At 44.7% G+C, this 17,820-nt stretch carries 17 protein-coding genes; 2 read left to right on the forward strand and 15 right to left on the reverse strand.

The window, feature by feature from the left end:
- Window positions 1–253 precede the first annotated feature (253 nt).
- Complete coding sequence (locus IEV18_RS03215; protein ID WP_188390938.1) at window positions 254–1,267, reverse strand: AimR family lysis-lysogeny pheromone receptor; 1,014 nt, start codon at window positions 1,265–1,267, stop codon at window positions 254–256.
- Between the two features lie 226 nt (window positions 1,268–1,493).
- Window positions 1,494–2,309: a stage II sporulation protein SpoIIQ gene (gene spoIIQ, locus IEV18_RS03220; protein ID WP_188390939.1), complete on the reverse strand. Its 816-nt coding sequence runs from the start codon at window positions 2,307–2,309 to the stop codon at window positions 1,494–1,496.
- Window positions 2,310–3,452: 1,143 nt separating this feature from the next.
- Between spoIIQ and IEV18_RS03225 the strand changes: the two genes are divergently transcribed.
- Window positions 3,453–4,409 (forward strand): nuclease-related domain-containing protein, encoded by a 957-nt coding sequence (locus IEV18_RS03225; protein WP_188390940.1) that lies wholly within the window; start codon window positions 3,453–3,455, stop codon window positions 4,407–4,409.
- 133 nt (window positions 4,410–4,542) lie between these two features.
- Window positions 4,543–4,893, forward strand: coding sequence for a hypothetical protein (locus IEV18_RS03230; RefSeq protein WP_188390941.1), 351 nt, complete (start codon window positions 4,543–4,545; stop codon window positions 4,891–4,893).
- 173 nt (window positions 4,894–5,066) lie between these two features.
- On the opposite strand, the gene IEV18_RS03235 is transcribed toward IEV18_RS03230, so the two are convergent.
- The 13 genes from IEV18_RS03235 to IEV18_RS03295 all read right to left on the reverse strand — a co-directional run bounded on the left by IEV18_RS03235 (window position 5,067) and on the right by IEV18_RS03295 (window position 17,653).
- On the reverse strand, window positions 5,067–5,219 hold the full coding sequence (locus tag IEV18_RS03235) for a hypothetical protein (protein ID WP_188390942.1): 153 nt from the start codon (window positions 5,217–5,219) through the stop codon (window positions 5,067–5,069).
- Between the two features lie 93 nt (window positions 5,220–5,312).
- A complete protein-coding gene (gene spoIID, locus IEV18_RS03240) occupies window positions 5,313–6,461 on the reverse strand; it encodes a stage II sporulation protein D (RefSeq protein WP_229733531.1) in 1,149 nt (382 codons plus the stop codon).
- A 132-nt stretch (window positions 6,462–6,593) separates the two neighbouring features.
- Window positions 6,594–7,598, reverse strand: coding sequence for an ABC transporter ATP-binding protein (locus tag IEV18_RS03245; protein ID WP_188390943.1), 1,005 nt, complete (start codon window positions 7,596–7,598; stop codon window positions 6,594–6,596).
- 15 nt (window positions 7,599–7,613) lie between these two features.
- Window positions 7,614–8,549: a C40 family peptidase gene (locus IEV18_RS03250; RefSeq protein ID WP_188390944.1), complete on the reverse strand. Its 936-nt coding sequence runs from the start codon at window positions 8,547–8,549 to the stop codon at window positions 7,614–7,616.
- A gap of 30 nt (window positions 8,550–8,579) precedes the next feature.
- On the reverse strand, window positions 8,580–9,527 hold the full coding sequence (locus IEV18_RS03255; protein ID WP_188390945.1) for a S66 peptidase family protein: 948 nt from the start codon (window positions 9,525–9,527) through the stop codon (window positions 8,580–8,582).
- 72 nt (window positions 9,528–9,599) lie between these two features.
- Complete coding sequence (locus IEV18_RS03260; protein ID WP_188390946.1) at window positions 9,600–11,267, reverse strand: peptide ABC transporter substrate-binding protein; 1,668 nt, start codon at window positions 11,265–11,267, stop codon at window positions 9,600–9,602.
- A 23-nt stretch (window positions 11,268–11,290) separates the two neighbouring features.
- Window positions 11,291–12,292 (reverse strand): ABC transporter ATP-binding protein, encoded by a 1,002-nt coding sequence (locus IEV18_RS03265; RefSeq protein ID WP_188390947.1) that lies wholly within the window; start codon window positions 12,290–12,292, stop codon window positions 11,291–11,293.
- Between the two features lie 8 nt (window positions 12,293–12,300).
- Window positions 12,301–13,254: an ABC transporter permease gene (locus IEV18_RS03270; RefSeq protein WP_188390948.1), complete on the reverse strand. Its 954-nt coding sequence runs from the start codon at window positions 13,252–13,254 to the stop codon at window positions 12,301–12,303.
- Window positions 13,251–14,189: an ABC transporter permease gene (locus IEV18_RS03275; RefSeq protein WP_188390949.1), complete on the reverse strand. Its 939-nt coding sequence runs from the start codon at window positions 14,187–14,189 to the stop codon at window positions 13,251–13,253. Before IEV18_RS03275 ends, IEV18_RS03270 begins: the two co-directional genes overlap by 4 nt.
- A 69-nt stretch (window positions 14,190–14,258) precedes the next feature.
- Entirely contained in the window at window positions 14,259–15,083 is an 825-nt protein-coding gene (gene dppA, locus IEV18_RS03280) for a D-aminopeptidase DppA (RefSeq protein ID WP_188390950.1), read from the reverse strand.
- Between the two features lie 194 nt (window positions 15,084–15,277).
- Complete coding sequence (gene murA, locus IEV18_RS03285) at window positions 15,278–16,606, reverse strand: UDP-N-acetylglucosamine 1-carboxyvinyltransferase (protein WP_188390951.1); 1,329 nt, start codon at window positions 16,604–16,606, stop codon at window positions 15,278–15,280.
- A gap of 33 nt (window positions 16,607–16,639) precedes the next feature.
- Complete coding sequence (locus tag IEV18_RS03290; RefSeq protein ID WP_188390952.1) at window positions 16,640–17,338, reverse strand: YwmB family TATA-box binding protein; 699 nt, start codon at window positions 17,336–17,338, stop codon at window positions 16,640–16,642.
- Between the two features lie 84 nt (window positions 17,339–17,422).
- Entirely contained in the window at window positions 17,423–17,653 is a 231-nt protein-coding gene (locus IEV18_RS03295; RefSeq protein ID WP_188390953.1) for a DUF1146 family protein, read from the reverse strand.
- Between the last annotated feature and the right edge of the window lie 167 nt (window positions 17,654–17,820).

Raw genomic sequence — 17,820 nt, forward strand, 5'->3', positions numbered from 1 at the left:
ACAGCGGTAGTGGGAATAAAAATCTATACTTTCTCAACATTTATTGGAATCTTCTGTAATTTTCACGTATAAAGAAATATGTATCGTCATGTCAGTTACCGTCCTTAATATTACAGCCACATGTAATCTCACCTCAGATATTATTGAATGACGGTTTTGTTTCCATTTTATTAACCGGGAGGCGTTTTTATGAATAAAAAAAGGACTTTCTGCAAGAAGAAATGTCCTAGTCATCGCATTTATACCGTTTTCTTTAAAAATCTGCCAGCTTTTTCAGTTCATTTAGCGGCAGCCTGCCGAAAAAATAATCGCTGTAGTTGTGGATAAATTGTTTATACGCTGTCATCAAAATAGCTCTGTCTTTTTTAGCTTTGCCCAAATAATACAATTGAAATGGCGACTTTGACCGGAGGGACTGTAATATTTGAATGGCCTTGTCCTTATTTCCCCGGGCGATTTCCAAATGGGCTTGTTCCTCCAAATCCTTTGTTTTTATATTTTCCGTTTTGCCAAAATGGGCGGCAAGGAAGGGTATCGTATGATTTTCAATTTTATACACTTCGTTGGCAATGTCATTTTCCTTTGCAATCTGAAGTGCCTTTTTCAGATGGTACATCCCTAAATAGTAGGAATCGAAGGTGTAGGATAATCCCAGTTTTTTGTGGGTATCGACGAGAATGTACGGATTCTTTGTTTCATTGATGATTTCATAGGCTGTTTTCCTCGCAATAATGATTTCGTTTCGAGCAAGATAATACGTAAGAAGAATTTGGCGATAACGGATCTGGTAAAACTGCTGCAACAGGTGATCATCGATGCCGGCAAACAACTCTTCGGCAATATTGAGAAAGTTCACCGCTGGTTCGTAGTTAAACAATTTCATGTTCACTTGAATTTTGAGCATTTCCACAAAACAGTACAGTTCCCGATCCGCCGGTGTCAGTTTATTTAATTGTTCCAGCACGTCCTTGGGGGGGAGTTTCTCCTCTCTTAAAAGATTGGAGAGACGATAGGCCTCTGCCCAATGGCGAACTTCCGGATCTTCCGCTTGCAGATTTTTCTCGATCAGTAACTCCTGTTCCTTCTGAAATCCGTGCATGTATAAAAATTCCATACCCTTCTTTTGAATATCCTTGGAAATACACCGATTGCAGTAATTGCTTAGCAGTTTAATTGCTGTACATTCTTCTATCTTCGTCCGCAGCACTTCATATAAATAGGACAGAGTGACATCGCGGGAGTTGACATTTAAATATCTCGTCGGCAAAACAGCTGACTCCTTTCTAGACTGAATATTCGTGAAAATAAATTAATAGTTTCACATGAATGACTCCAGTAACATATTACCAAAAATTTTCCCGCTGCGGAACATGAATCGTTCGACAAATCTCGAAGGAAATCGAGATTATTTCCCAGGAAAAGACATATTTTGCGATAGAATCCTAGGTAGTTCCAAAAAAATACTCTAGCATTTCTGCTAGAGTATTGTCGATTTATTCTTCGTCTTCTGCATTATCATCGTCTTCCGTATTTGCTTCATCGGCTTCTGCGTCATCTTCGGTACTGTCCTCAGATTCGTCTTCTTTCGGCTCTTCAGATGCTTTTTCCGATTGTACTTCTGCCAAACTGCTCACCGGCTGATTGAGGAAGCTTTCCGGATTCAAGGAAACACCATCTTTGCGGATTTCAAAGTGAACGTGGTTTCCATTTTCTTGGCCAAAGCGGTTTTTTCCTGCCGTACCAAGCTTTTCACCTTGCTTCACTTCATCTCCAGCGTTAACTGTAACTTCACCAAGACTTGCATAATAGGTAGTAATATTTTCGCCATGGTCCAGGATAACAACATTTCCTAACAACGGATCTTCCTTCACTTCCATTACCGTACCGCTAATTGCAGCGACAACATCGAATGCATCGCCAGAGGATGAAGAAATATCAATTCCTGTGCTTTGGTAATATCTGTTATTATGAAATACTAAAGCATTTTCCTGATCTTCTTGAGAAGCATTGTAGTCATAGAACTTCGTTACTATTTCCGCTTCTTCGCTGTTCGCAACAGGCATTTGAATAACTTCTTGCTGATCCACTACTGGCACTGCATCATCTTCAGCTGGAGTCGGCGCATAATCTTCAGACTCTTCTTCTGTCACCGCATCTTGAGCATCTGGCACTTCATTATTTAAATTTTGATACCAAATGACGCCTGCAATGAGCAATGCAGCAAGACTCAGATATAGAGCTGGAAAAAACCATTTTTTCCGGAAAATTCGGCTCCATCTCTTTTGGGAACCTCTCTTTTCTTCATTCATGAATTCATCACCTCAGCAACCATTGTTGTCAGAAAAAAGAAAATATATACACGCAAAACAAAAAAATCGCCAAAATTATGTATTTTTTTGGAGTTTTGAGGAAAAGTAAGGGGTTGGGAACAGGGAAATTAGCACAATTTTTACGATAAACACACGGGGCTCACGGTTGAATTAGCTAATCGCGCTGAAATTTTGATTTTTGCGTTAGAAAAACCGAGAGTTTCGCTGAATTCTCCGGCAAAAACGTTAGAATCAGGCCGTAGCGCTGAAATATTGTTTTTTCCGTTAGAATAATCAAGAGTTTCGCTGAATCCCTACGATTTCCGCTGAATTCCCCGGGAAAAACGTTAGAATCAAGTCGTAGCGCTGAAATATTGTTTTTTCCGTTAGAATAATCGAGAGTTTCGCTGAATCCCTACGATTTCCGCTGAATTCTCCGACATAAACGATAGAATCGATGCGCAGCGCTGAATTTTTGTTTTTTTCATTAGAATAATTGGCTGAAGCGCTGAATTTTTTAGATATCCGCTGAATTCTCCGGCAAAAACGTTAAAATCAGGTCGTAGCGCTGAAATATTTTTTTTTCCGTTAGAAAAATCAGGAGTTTCGCTGAATCTCTACGATTTCCGCTGAATTCCCAATCCAAAGCGTTAGAATCGATGCGCAGCGCTGAATTTTTGTTTTTTTCATTAGAATATTTGGCTGAAGCGCTGAATCTTTTAGATATCCGCTGAATTCTCCGGCACAAACGTTAGAATCAGGCCGTAGCGCTGAAATATTGTTTTTTCCGTTAGAATAATCAAGAGTTTCGCTGAATCCCTACGATTTCCGCCGAATTCCCCGGCATAAACGTTAGAATCAGGCCGTAGCGCTGAAATCTTATTTTTTCCGTTAGAATAAACGGGACTTACGATGATTTTTTTCGCTCGCCGCTGAATTCCCTATCCAAAGCGTTAGAATCGATGCGCAGCGCTGATTCTTTCGCTCCTCCGTTAAAATAAATGTACTTATCGCCCCTCCAAAAGCAGCTAGATCTACTATTGACTAAAACGAATCTTGCTATTCTATTGTTTTTAATAAGAAAAAGAGGATTTTTGTAGAATGTTGTAGAATGTATACTTAAAAAACTAGGGAGGGTTTCTATTGATTGTTAAGTCATCTGATTATGCGATAGAAATTCGCAAATTAGAGGCGTTAGAACGGAGATTGCCAGATTACCACCCAAACATTGATTATATTCGCCGGACTTTAAGCAGAAAAAAAGCAGGCATGGAAGGAGAACAGGAAATCCATTATCCCTTATCCTTATTAGATGAAAATAAGTATTATATTTTGCACAACTTGCGATTAGCCGATCAAAACGGATATTTTCAAATGGATACGTTGCTTTTAAACGAGAAGTTTATCTTAATTCTTGAGGTAAAGAATTGGCAGGGGAAAATTATTTTTGGAGAAAACGGTCAAGTTATCCGGGAATACCAAAACCAGGAAGAAGGTTTCCCTAATCCAATCTCTCAGGCAAAAACCCAGCAGTACCGTCTGCAAAGGTGGCTCTATCGATCTGGAATTACCCCTCTTCCTCCAATAGAGTATTTTGTCGTACTTATTTCTTCATCCACCATTTTGAAAACTTCCTCTCCCGACGTTAAAATTTCCAATAAAATCATTTATAATCATGATCTGTTTAATAAAATTCTGGAAATAGATCAAACGTTTGTTTCTGCTCAACGAATGAAAGAGGTACAAAATGTAGCAGAAAAATTAAAACAATCCCACGTTCCCTTGAAGGAAAATATTCTTGAACAGTATGGCTTTCATATTAGTGATTTGATTAAAGGAGTGTTTTGTCCAAAATGCCATTTTAATCCAATGGTCAGGAGAAAGAAAAAATGGTTCTGTGAACGCTGCAAATATTTGTCCACTGACGCTCATGTTGAAGCTTTAGACGATTACAGTTTATTAGTTGGCAGCAAAATAACAAATAGAGAGGCTAGAGATTTTTTGCAAATCGAATCTCCCCATGTTACGAGAAGGTTATTAAAAAGAGGATTGATTTTTACTGGCAATACGAAGGCGAGGACATATCTCCTTTCCCCTTGAAGAATAATACCCCGCATATTGCACTCAAACGTTTGTTTAAATATATTATTGTTGGATTTATATAAACTCCATGTAACGGTTCCCAGCCTTATTCGTCAAATACTGTAGAAAAAATAGGAAAGAAGTGATCCAAATGAATAAAAGTCTATTGGCTGGTTTTGTTCTGGTCTTAGTTCTTTTTATTTCCGGCTGTGGGAGCGATAGCCCGAATAATACAAATGCTGGAAATTCCGCTGAACCGGATACTGAGGTAAGAGTAAGTTTTACCGGGGAGATTGTGGAAATTCATGGTACTGGGGCGGTTGTTTTTGTGAAGGAAGGAGAGATTTTGGCTTCCGGTTCTCGGGTTTCGGTCGACCTCTCCGTCAATAGCGAGGAAACTTTTCAAGTCGGTGATTCCGTCAAAGTTGTCTACGATGGAGTGATACGGGAAAGCGATCCGCTGCAAATTAATACAATCGCAGTGGAAAAAATAAAAGAATAATTGTCCTTTTGTAATCGGTTCGTTTCGGTTTTTCTCCGTTTTCCGAGAAGAAAAACCGATATTTTTATTTGGGAACCGATATTTTGAGATATGCCGATAAATTTACAGATTCGCCGATTTATACATCCTTTCCGCCGATATCCGAGGATATGCCGATTTCTTTTTATAAGTGCTCAATATCTTTGAAGATAAACCGATATCCCCATAGAAAAGCTGATTTTTCCTTTGAAAAAGCCGATATAATGCGCATCGCCAATTTCTCTTTTGAAAAAGACGATATATTTCCCACCGCCAATTTCTCTTGAAATAGCCGATGTATTTTCCAATCGCCGATTTTCCTTATTAATGCTGCTGCATGATAGTTCGAGTCCAAAATCAGGTGCGGGCCCCAAAAGCCCGCACCATCCGCGTCCCTCTCCCTACTTCTTCGCCAAAAGGGTTGGGACGCTGTCTTCAATTGTGCTGATTTCCACGCCTTGATAAAAGTGTTTGACAATATCTTGATACGTTTTTCCTTCCTGGGCCATAAAGTTGGCGCCGTATTGGCTCATTCCCACTCCGTGGCCGTACCCTTCTGTCGTGATGACGAGGTGGTTGTTATTTTGCCGGATGGTGAAATCGCTCGACTTCAAGTTTAATTTTTCCCGGAATTCCCTGCCGCTGAAAAAATGCCCTTCGATGCCGATTTGTTTTACCCGGCCGCTTTCTGTGCGTGATTCTTCCATATAAATGGGGGTATCAAGCGGCAGTTCGATTCCGAGCAATTCGGCGGCTTCTTCAATCGGAATCGTTTTCTGGTCCAAAAATTCCGGGGACTCTTTATCCCAAGGGCTTTCGACGCTCCGTAAATAAGGCACTTCCGTTTCCCAATAGTCTTCTGAGTTTTCGGTGTAGCCGTTGCTTGTTGAGAAAAACGCAGCGGTAATCGGCTGTTCTTCATATACTAAAATTTCCCCAGACGTTTCGTTCACCGCCCGTTTAATTTTATTCATTTTCTCGGTAAATTCGCTGCCCCATTCCAAGAGAAGCTCCTCTTCGCTTTTATACACTTGGTGCTCAACCGTGTCTGTTACATCGTATTCTTCTTCCCCGCCGCCGTGGAGCAGGTGATTGACGGTGTATGTCCTTGCCGCTAATGCTTGCGCCTTTAACGCCTCCAGTTCAAAATCTGCCGGCATTTCCGAGGCAACGACTCCTGCCACGTATTCTTCCAGCGGAATTTCCTCTACCTTCTCTGTCGCCTGGCGCATCACTTCCACGGTAAATGGGGACTCCGGAAATTCGGCCTCCGTTTCTATCGGTCCTTCTACCATTTGCGATTTTTCCCCTTTCTCAATAAAAGGCAGAACGACGAGGGTAGGAATTACTAGAATAATGAGAATAACCATTGATAGAAATGCAACAGGAATAATCCATGGCGGGCGCTGATTCCGGAAATGTCTCGGCGAAATCGGGACAACCTTTTTCGCCTTGTCGAAAACTTGACTCGCCCGTTTTTTCTTGATTTGCTTTAATAATTCGGATTGCCTCTTTTTCCAGCGTTTATTGTTTGCATCGTATTTTTTCACAGTCCTCCCCCTTCGTTTGTCAAAATCTAGTAATCCTATTAATTAATGTATACAGAAAAAGCTAGATTTAGACCAAAAAAATTTTGAAACCGTCCTCCTTCATAAAAAACCCAAGGACGAGATGTCCTTGGGTTACGATACCGGTGCGGCTTCTTTCTTATCCGCTTCCGTCAGCTCCTTGTTATATAAATGGCAGGCGACGTAATGGTTTTGTTTTGCTTCCTGCCAGGCCGGTTTTACTTTCGAACAAATTTCCATCGCCATCGGACAGCGGGTACGGAATACACAGCCGCTTGGCGGATTAATCGGACTTGGCAGTTCGCCTTTCAAAATAATCCGTTCCCGTTTTTCCTCCACGTCCGGGTCTGGAATCGGAATAGCGGAAAGGAGCGCCTTCGTATACGGATGAAGCGGATCCTCATAGAGCGAGTCACTGTCCGTCAGTTCAACGAGATGGCCTAAATACATGACCCCGATACGGTCGCAAAATTGCCGGACCATGGCCAAGTCATGGGCGATAAATAAAAAGGTTAAATCCTTTTCTTTCTGGAGCCGTTTCAAAAGGTTTACGACCTGGGCCTGGACGGACACATCGAGGGCGGAAATCGGCTCATCGGCAATAATAAATTCCGGGTCTAATGCCAAGGCCCGGGCGATTCCAATCCGCTGGCGCTGGCCGCCGCTAAATTCGTGGGGATAACGGTTAACGTGATCCCGGTTTAAGCCGACTTCTTCCAGCAATTCATAGACCCGCTCCAGCCGCTCTTTGCTGTCTTTGTACAGGCCATGAATTTCCATCGGCTCCGAAATAATCTCTTTTACCGTGGAGCGCGGATTTAACGAAGCATACGGGTCCTGGAAAATCATTTGCATTCGGCGGACGAAGGCAAATCTCTCCTTCTCCGACAGTTCATGCACATTCATCCCGTCAAAAATAACGTTCCCGCTCGTTTTTTGGTATAGTCCTAAAATCGTGCGGCCGATGGTGGACTTGCCGCAGCCCGATTCCCCGACCAGTCCGAAAGTTTCCCCTTTATGGACGTCAAAGCTCACTTCATTTACGGCTTTCAGCATTTTTCCTCTGCCCATATCAAAATGTTTCGTTAGCTGTTCGACTTGTAAAATTTTTTCTCGCATTTTTCGCCTTCTCCTTTACCAAAACCGAGTTGCTGCGCATAATTCTTTCTCGTATTTCGTTCCCTGAAGCGGTGTAATTTCTGCTCCCCCGCCGAGCATCGGCGTATGGAGCATTTTCCCGCTGCCGACATAAATGCCGACATGCTGGATGTTCTCCCGTTTTCGATCTGGAGCGAAAAAGAGCAAATCGCCCCTTTCCAATCGGTCGAGGGGGATGTCTCTCCCTGCCTCGGCCTGGTCGCCCGCATCCCGTGGAATTTGATATCCATTCGCCTTATGGGCGGCATAGGTTAATCCGGAACAGTCATAGCCAAATGCGCTCATTCCACCCCATAGGTATCCGAGACCGAGGAAGCGTTCCATCACCTTTGCGATTTGCTCCCCGTCACCTGGCGCAATGCCTTCTGCCGTCGGGAAAATTTCTACCGCTTCCTTCGGCAAAAAGCGGTTCCCGTCTGGAGTGACGACTTCCACTCTTTTTTCCTCCACCTTCTCAACCGGGAGCAGCGTAAGGAAACTGAGCTTTTTTTCTCTTTTTCCAGAAGCGGTTTCCGTCCATGCGGAATCCGTTATGACTGCTGCTGTCTGCGGTTTCATCCACGCGCTCTTTTCCACTTGCTTTAATTGGGCGAGGGGAATCCAGCCGGGATAGCCCCGCCTGTCTTTCCGGGACGCCTGAGTCGGAATATAGACGTAGGCAAAATCCCCTTTTACTTCGGATAATAAGACGGGCTCCCCGTACAATGTTTGAGTTTGGATACGGTTATCATGGCAAAAGGATAATTTTTCCTCCCGGGTGAGCCCGGCCAGCCACGCTTCGATATCGATCGGGTTCGTCGTCCCTCCCCGGTCCACATCCCGGACGGACTCCGGTTTCGTCCATACAGTTGCAACAGGTACAGCGGTTACCCACATTTTATTTGGAAACAGATCAAAATTTTGCCGAAACATATTGGTACTCCTCTCTTCGGTGATGAATGGTTAACTTGCCGATAACGGCTGTGCGACTCCCGGCTCCACCGTTAACGTTTTCTCCTTTGCCGATAAAATTGCTTCTGTCCCTAACGGAATCGCAAAATGGGGAAAACAATGGCCGATTTTAAACCCGGACAGGACGGGAATGGAAAGTTTGCCAAAATACTGCTGGAACACTTCTTCCATCGTAAATGACGGCGTGCTTTTCGGTTCGCTTTCAGCAAAATCACCAACGACGATGCCGCTCGCTTCCGCAATTTTGCCCGCCTGGGTTAATTGCTGGAGCGTCCGGTCCACCTGGTACGGCTGTTCTCCGATGTCTTCGATGAATAAAATTTTTCCTTTCGTATCAATTTCAAAGGGCGTGCCAAGGGTGCTCGCGATTAACGATAAATTGCCGCCGACGAGCTGGCCCTTCGCCGATTCCCCGGAAGTTCCATAACTGATGACCTTTAGCGGAGAAATATTTTCTGAATAGACGAGCCGGGTCGGCTGAAACAATTGGGAAAAGCCGGACGCGGACAAGCTGTCGAATGCTTCCTTATTGATATCCGAGACAACCATCGGTCCGTGGAAAGTAACTAACCCGGTGCGCTGACGAATCGCCGTATGTAAAAAGGTAATATCGCTATATCCCCAAATAATTTTCGGGTTCTTTTTAATGAGGGAATAGTCAATGGCAGGGGCAATTCGTGCTGTCCCATATCCGCCGCGGGCAAAGATGATTCCTTTTATGTCCGGATTTGTTATCATGTCGTGAAAATCTTCCAGTCTTTGTTCATCGGTCCCGGCCAAATAGCCGTACTCTTCATAAAGATGTTTTCCGAGCTGCACTTGAAGGCCTAAATCTTGGAAGAAGCAAATTGCTTTCTCAAAATCGTCGGTTTTAATCGGACTTGCGGGTGCAATGACCCCAATTGTATCCCCTTTTTTTAAGGAAGGCGGCAGCATCATATTCCTTTCCCCCTGTCGATATGTAATGGAAAAAAGGAGCGGCCCAGCATGTTGGGCCAAGCTCCAAAGGTTTTACTGTTTATCTGCATATTTCAAGTCAAAGTATCCGACCGGATGACGGAGGATACCCGTTACCCCTTCCGCTTCCAGCACAACGGTGTTGTAATAGCGGATTGGTGTTGCAATCATTTCTTCGGCCAGCAATTTCTCTGCTTCAAAGAGTGCTTCGTAGCGTGCTTCTTCGTCGGTCTCACTGCGGCCTTTTTCAATGAGTGCATCATATTCTTCGCTGGAGAAACCGGTCCGGTTCATGTACGAATCGGTAATAAAGCTCTCCAAGAAGTTAACCGGATCGTTATAGTCGTTGATGAAGGAGCTGCGGGAGAATTGCAACTCTAAGTTTTGCTGAGCTTCGGCAAATACTGCCCACTCTTGGTTTTCCAGCGATACTTCCACGTCTAAGTGCTGGATAAACATATCTTGCAGCGCTTCTGCAACGGCTTTGTTCAAGTCACTCGTATTATAGGAAAGTGTAATTGGCGGAAGTTCGTCATAGCCTTCCTCTGCCATTCCTTCCTCGAGGAGCTGTTTTGCTTTTTCCGGATCAAAGGCAACAAGGTCGCCGTTGACATCCCGGAAGTCTTCACCGCTAGGAGTGATGAATCCAGGCGATACATAACCAAATGCTGGTTCTACTCCATTTTTCACAACATACTCGGCAATTTCCTGACGGTCAATGGCATAGCTGAATGCCTGTCTAATTTTCTTATTGTGGAATGGTTCTTTCGTGATGTTAAAGCGGTAGAATTCCAAGCCGCCATAAGGTCCGATAAAGACGTTGTCCCCGTCGATCAGCTGATCGCTCATCTCCGGCGGAATGCTGGCAGTATCAAGTTCACCGCTTTCAAACATTTGATACTGGGTATTCGTATCGTTTACCATGGCGAAATGGACTTTATCCAATTTCACCGCATCGGCATCCCAGTACTCTGGGTTTTTCGCAAAGACCATTTCTACGTTATGCTCCCAAGACTCGAGCATAAACGGACCGTTGGCAACGAAAGTATCGGCTTCCGCATGCCATTCTGGATTTTCTTGGGCAACTTTATGGTTTACCGGGAAGAAGGCTGGGTTCGTTAACACATCAAGGAAGAATCCAGTTGGCTGTTCCAGCTCCACTTCCAGCGTTTTTTCGTCAACTGCCCGTACGCCGACATCATCGGCAGAGCCTTCTCCTGTGTTGTATGCTTCTCCACCTTTAATGAAGTATCCTAAGAAGGCTGCTGGAGAAGCAGTGTCCGGATCTAGCATATACTTCCATGCATAGACAAAGTCTTCTGCTACGACCGGATCGCCATTCGACCAGTTGGCATCTTCCCGAAGATGGAACGTATAAGTCAGGCCATCATCGGAAATATCCCAGCTTTCGGCTACTCCCGGACCAGCTTTATGATCCTGATCGAGACGGGTCAGCCCTTCCATTAAGTTGTTGAGCGGATCCCAAGATACAGCGTCAAAGCCGATGGACGGATCAAAGGAAGTTGGTTCAATTCCATTGTTCAAATATAAAATTTTTTCTCCAGAGCTTTCTTCAGCTGTTCCTTCAGATTCCTCTTCCCCTGATTCCGTCTCCGCAGAATCCGGCTCCTCCTGTTCCTCCCCTGCGTTTTCCCCGGTAGTACATGCAGCGAGGAAAAGCACCAGTGCGATTGCGAGTAAAAACAGCAGGTGTTTTTTCACAACCTTTACCCCCTTAAAATTTATTATTTACTAGCTGCAGCAGCTAGCAGCTGTTTAGCCCGCTCATCTTGCAGCCAGCAGTTGACCTGGTGGGTCTCTGACAGGCTCGATGTGGCAGGATAAACTTTATTGCACACCTCCATGGCTAGCGGACATCTTGCTGTAAAAGGACAGCCAATGGGAGGTGAGAATAAATCCGGTGGTGTTCCGTCGATTGGCTCGAGTTCTCCTCGTTCATCCAATCGGGGAACGGAATGAAGCAATCCCTTCGTGTACGGATGCTGGGGCCGATAGAAAATATCCCGTTTCGTTCCGGTTTCGATAATTTTTCCGGCGTACATGACCGCAATTCGGTCGGCAATTTTTGCCACGACCCCTAAATCATGGGTAATGAGAATAATGGAAACTCCAGTTTTCTCCTGTATCTCCCCAAACAATTCCAGGATTTGTGCCTGAATCGTCACGTCGAGGGCCGTCGTCGGCTCATCGGCAATAAGCAGCTCCGGCTCACAAATCAGGGCAATCGCGATGACGATACGCTGGCGCATCCCTCCGCTAAACTGGTGGGGATAATGTTTCAGTCTTTCTTTCGGATTCGGAATCCCGACGAGCTCCATCATTTCGATAGCCCGTTTCTCCGCTTCTTTGGCGGAAACTTTTTTATGCTGAATCAGCCCTTCCATCAGCTGGGTGCCGATGGTTAAGGTTGGATTTAATGCAGTCATCGGATCCTGGAAAATCATCGAAATATCGACACCGCGAATGGTGCGCATTTTCTTTTCCGGGAATTTCGTCAAATCTTCTCCTTTAAAAAGGATGGAACCGTTGACAATCTTGCCGGATGGAGAAGGTATGAGTCCCATAATGGCATTGGAGGTGACGCTTTTTCCGCACCCGGACTCGCCTACGATGGCAAGGGTCTCTCCCCGGTTTAAATGGAAACTTACCCCGCGAACCGCCTGGACGGTTCCTCCGTATGTAGAAAAATGAACGTGCAGGTCGTTGACTTCCAGTATTCTGTCCATGCTTTCACCTACTTTCTAAGTCTCGGATCCAGTGCGTCTTGCAGCCCATCCCCTAGTACGTTAAAGGCAAACATCGTAAAGGAGATGAAGAAGGCAGGGAAGAACAGGGTCCACCAATTCCCCGACAAAATCGCACCGAGGGAATCATTCGCCATCACTCCCCAGCTGGCATACGGCGCCTGAACTCCAAGGCCGATAAAGCTGAGGAAGGCTTCCGCAAAAATCGCTGTCGGAATCGATAGCGTCATTTGCACGATAATCGGTCCCATCGTGTTCGGCAGCAAATGTTTCCGGATAATCCGGCCCGATTTTGCCCCGTAAGATTTCGATGCTTGCACAAATTCATAGTTTTTGATTTGCAGCACCTGCCCCCGGACAATCCGTGCCATGCCGACCCAGCCGGTAATGGCAAGGGCGAGAATAATTGTAAACAAACTCGGTCCGAAGACGACGAGGAGGAGAATCGTTACAAGCAAACTCGGAATGCCGTATAAAATTTCGATGATCCGCATCATGATGTTGTCTGTTCTGCCGCCTTTGTAGCCGGAAATACCTCCCCAAATAATTCCGATAAATACGTCAATAATGGCAGCGACAAATCCGACAAATAGAGAAATGCGGGCACCGTACCATGTCCTCGTAAAGACGTCCCGGCCCATGTTATCGGTTCCAAACCAATGTTCCGCAGACGGCGGCTGGTATTGGTTTGGCCGGTCTTGCACGTTTACGTCATAAGGCGTCATCATCGGCCCGAAGATGGCCATAAAGGTTAGCAAAACAAGGAAAACAAGTCCCATCATAGCCATCTTATTCATCCGCAGGCGTCTCCATGCGTCTTTCCAATAGGAAAGGGAAGGCCGGCTGACCGTTTCTGCTTCCGTTTTATCTACCTCGATAAAGGTAAACCATTCGTCCGGCACGTTGGCGGGAGACAGTTTGGTTACTTCTTCTGCTTGTTTCATCCTTCTCCCCCTTCCTTTTTATGCAATTTAATCCGAGGATCTAAAATCCCGTAAGCGATATCAACGAGAAGCAGCATAAAGATAAGAAAGGCGCTGTAAAAGACGGTCGTTCCCATAATAACCGGGTAGTCCCGCTGGTTGACGCTCTCGACGAAATACTTTCCCATTCCCGGAATGGCAAAAATTTGTTCAATTACAAACGTTCCGGTTAAAATACCCGCAAGCAGCGTCCCCATAATCGTGACAACCGGCATCAGGGCGTTCCGCAATGCATGCTTAATCGTAATTTTCCACGGGGACAGTCCTTTTGCCCGGGCCATTTTAATGTAGTCCTGGGTTAGCACTTCCAGCATCGATGATCGGGTAAGCCGGGCGATAATCGCCATCGGTCCGGTTGCAAGCGCAATGACCGGCAACACCATATGCATCGGGCTGGACCAGGTGGCCACAGGAAAAATTTTTAAATTAACCGCCAGCTGCTGAATTAAAAATGTCGCCAAAATAAAGTTTGGAATTGAGATCCCGAGGACGGCAAAGCCCATGGCCAAATAGTCAATAATGCCGTTATGCCTCAAGGCGGACAAAATTCCTAAGAGGATGCCGGAAATGACGGCGACAATGATCGTCACCATTCCGAGCTCAAAGGAAATAGGAAAGCCCCTTCCAAGCAGATCATTTACCGTTTGGCTCGGCTGTTTAATTGACGGCCCTAAGTCGAGGGTGGCGATTGATTTTAAGTACAGCAAATATTGAATATGGTATGGCTTGTCCAAATTATAATGGGCTTCCAAGTTCGCCTGGATCGCTTCATTGGACGTCTGTTCACTGTTAAACGGCGATCCTGGCACACTGACCATTAAGACAAAGGTAATGGTCACGATAATCCATAATGTAATTAGCGCGATGAGCAGTCGTTTCAAAATATATCGGAACATCTTTTCTCAACCTTTCGTATGCTCTTTCGGTGTTCCCTTTTGTACGCAGTATGAAAATTCTGTTATTTTTCATGAAAATGATGTTTGCACAGCGAGATCCGTCATAACGAGCATCGCCTTATACGCTTCCAGGAAATCGTCAGCTTCATACGTAACGATGGTCGTCCCCGGTTCTATTCTTGTACGCGGCATAAAACTTGCCATTTCCGCTTGTCCGTAATTGTTAAATTCAATTTGCAGCACCGGTTTTTCCGGCGGTGTTAACGGTTTCACTTTATCTTTATTTTCCAATGCTTCTTTTACCTTTTCCGCAAGCAGCTCTCCTGCTTTTTTCGGCGTCAGACTCTTTACTGCGGACCGGGTAATCGTTTCCTTTACTGCGGCGGTTGTTACATTCGGAATCAGCTTTTCTGCCTCCATTGCCGCCTGATCGTCTCCGGCAACGAGCAAAATCGGAACACCGTGGTAGCCGGCGACATAGGCGTTCATTCCCATTTCGCCTACTTGATGATCATTAATATAAATATTGCGGATGGCGTGAATCATCGTATGGGACATAACTCCCCTTTGCCCTGCCCGGGCGTGGTAGCCGATAAACATGGCCCCGTCATATGTATTATCCAAACCTTGAACCATGGAAAAAGGTTTAACTCCCCCTGAGATGAGGTGTACGTCCGGATGCAGTTCGTCAATTAACAGGTTGTTCATTTTCATATGGCTGTCATTGACGAGGATTTCGCTGGCCCCATGCTGAAATGCTGCTTCCACAACGTAGTTCGTTTCCTTCGTCATTATTTTCCTGGCTCGTTCATAATTATGTTTTCGGAAGTCGATAAATGTTTCATCCGGCAGTCCAGTAATCCCTTCCATGTCGACAGACAAATACAGTTTCATGCTGTTATTTGGCCCCCTTTTTCCAGGATTTTTAATTTTCTTTAAATTTTACCATAGTTTTATATTTTTGGGAATCTTTATTTTTTTTCGTCGAATTTTCATGTTTTGCCGAAGAGTGTCGAATCTCTTCCTCCGTAAAAAATGAAGGCCGAAATGGAAAAAGCCGCCCTACTGGACAGCTTATAAAAAATATATTATGTCAGTTTCGCAATCATCGTGCTTTTGTCAAAGTCAACTTCCATGATCATATCGTCATCGGCAACTCTTTCAATGTCAGCACCGAGGCCTCTCAGTTTTCCTTCAAAATTCACATAGCCCCGATCGAGATGCTTCAATTCGGTTACCCTCGTATACCCGTCGGCAGCTAAACCGGCTAGTATTAATGCAGCTGCAGCACGCAAGTCCGTTGCTTGCACTTCTGCCCCTTGCAAATCACAAGGTCCTTCCATGATGACGCTGCGGCCTTCAATCTTCATTTGGGCATTCATCCGGCGGAATTCCTCTACGTGCATAAAGCGATTTTCGAAAACTGTTTCGGTAATGACACTCGTACCCTTCGCCTGAAGCATTAATGCCATCATTTGTGATTGCATATCTGTCGGAAAGCCTGGGTACGGCAATGTTTTAATATCCGTTGCTTTCAAGTTTTCCCGGTCTGGACCAATAACCCGAAGGCCGTTATTTTCTTCGATGATGGTCACGTTCATCTCTTGCAGCTTCGAAATGACCGAACGGAGATGGTCGCTTTCCGCATTTTCAATAAACACATTTCCGCCGGTAATTGCTGCAGCAACCATAAAGGTGCCGGCTTCAATCCGGTCCGGAATAATCGCATGATCCGTACCATGGAGTTCCTCTACCCCCTCGATACGAATCGTTTCCGTGCCCGCACCGACGACTTTCGCGCCCATCTTGTTCAGATAGTTTGCCAAGTCAACTATTTCCGGCTCTTTCGCACTATTTTCAATGATCGTAACCCCCTCTGCCAGGGTGGCCGCCATCATAATATTTTCCGTTGCGCCGACACTCGGCATATCCAAATATATTTTAGCACCTTTCAAACGTCCGTTTGCCTTTGCTTCCACATAGCCATTGCCGACGTGGATCTCCGCTCCCATCGCTTCGAAGCCTTTTAAATGTAAATCAATAGGCCGTGAACCGATGGCACATCCGCCGGGCATGGCCACATTTGCATGGCCGAAACGAGCGAGCAATGGTCCTAACACGAGCACAGAAGCACGCATTTTTCGGACATACTCAAAAGGAGCTTCTGTCAATAAATCCATCGAAGCATCAATCGTAATCGTATTTTTATCCGCATCAAACAGAACTTCCGCATTTAAATTCCGCAATACTTCATTAATCGTGTATACATCTGCCAAGACAGGAACATCATTGATGATGCTTTTGCCGCTACTTGCAAGCAGGCTTGCAGCAATAACTGGTAGAACCGCATTTTTGGCACCTTCCACTTTCACTGTGCCGTTCAATTGGTGTCCGCCTCTTACGATGATCTTTTCCATGTACAAATCTCCTTCAGATCCATTTTCACTATATTAATATTCATGTATTAGGATAGGTGTTCCTATCGTCACTTTTTGAAACCCTGTCTCATCTTCTTCCGTCACTAATTGCAAATTAATTGGGATTTTATCAATGTTGATGGTTTCTTTAATATGTGGGGTAAACCCGTAAGTGAAAGTTTTATTCGCAGTTTTATCATAATGTTTGGTTACATGTTGAAGGTTAAATAAGTTTGTCCAGTGCCCATGCAATGGCACCTTTTTCATTATACCATCGGAACGCAATTCCATCCATGAAAATGTTTTTTTCTCACCTGTAAATAGGGTTCGGTCTAAACGGCCTTTCACGGATTGATATTGTTTTTCAATAGCTTCGTTCCATCCCTTTCCAGACAGGGCGGCAATGACTTCGTGTTTTGCCAGCGGTTCCTTCGGAAAGTGAAAGATTACTTCAAAACGTACTTGATGATTAACCCCAACGATTTTATATTTTACAATATTTTCTTCTTCAATGATAGAGACTTGGTGCCTATTTTTCACTTGTTCCAGCAACGATTGCGCTTCTTCCTTCTCTATTTTCTCTTTCATCACGACGTTCCATCCGTCTATGGCTACATCGGTTTGTTCCGCCGTCATCATTAAATAAGTCAATGCATCCGGCTCTTCCACCGCTTCAGCCGGAATGCCGGCAATAAATAGAACAGCAAGAACTATCATCGCAAATTTCCCCATCTTGATCCCCCCGTGCACATATCCTGGTAATCAGTATGCACAGAGAAATCTATAAATATACTTAAGATGGACTTTGCTAGATTATTAGAAAAGGTAAACTAAATTTCCCGACCATTGAACGATATCAAGAAAGAAGCGGCTGACTCCCGTACCGATGGCAATGGCAATAAACAATAAAAAGATCCTTGCCTCCGTAACTCTTCCTTTGCGAATTATCGCCTCGAAGTTCATGCCGAGCATCGCCCGCCAAGTAATATAAATAAATAACAGATGGGAAATGATCCCGATGAAAGCCCATTGACCAAACTGAAACATAGAAACCACCTTTACTAATTTATCACCTTTGTTCGCTTTTTATTCCTAAAGCACATCATTATTATTTGTCACAAACTAATTGATACTTTGCCATGGTTTCTGCAAAAAGTCAACGGCAAAAAGAGGAAATGTCTAAAAAGGGAAATGAAAGAAGATTTTTGTATTAC

It is taken from the genome of Compostibacillus humi (assembly GCF_014637175.1).
Lineage (GTDB): Bacteria > Bacillota > Bacilli > Bacillales > Amphibacillaceae > Oceanobacillus > Oceanobacillus humi.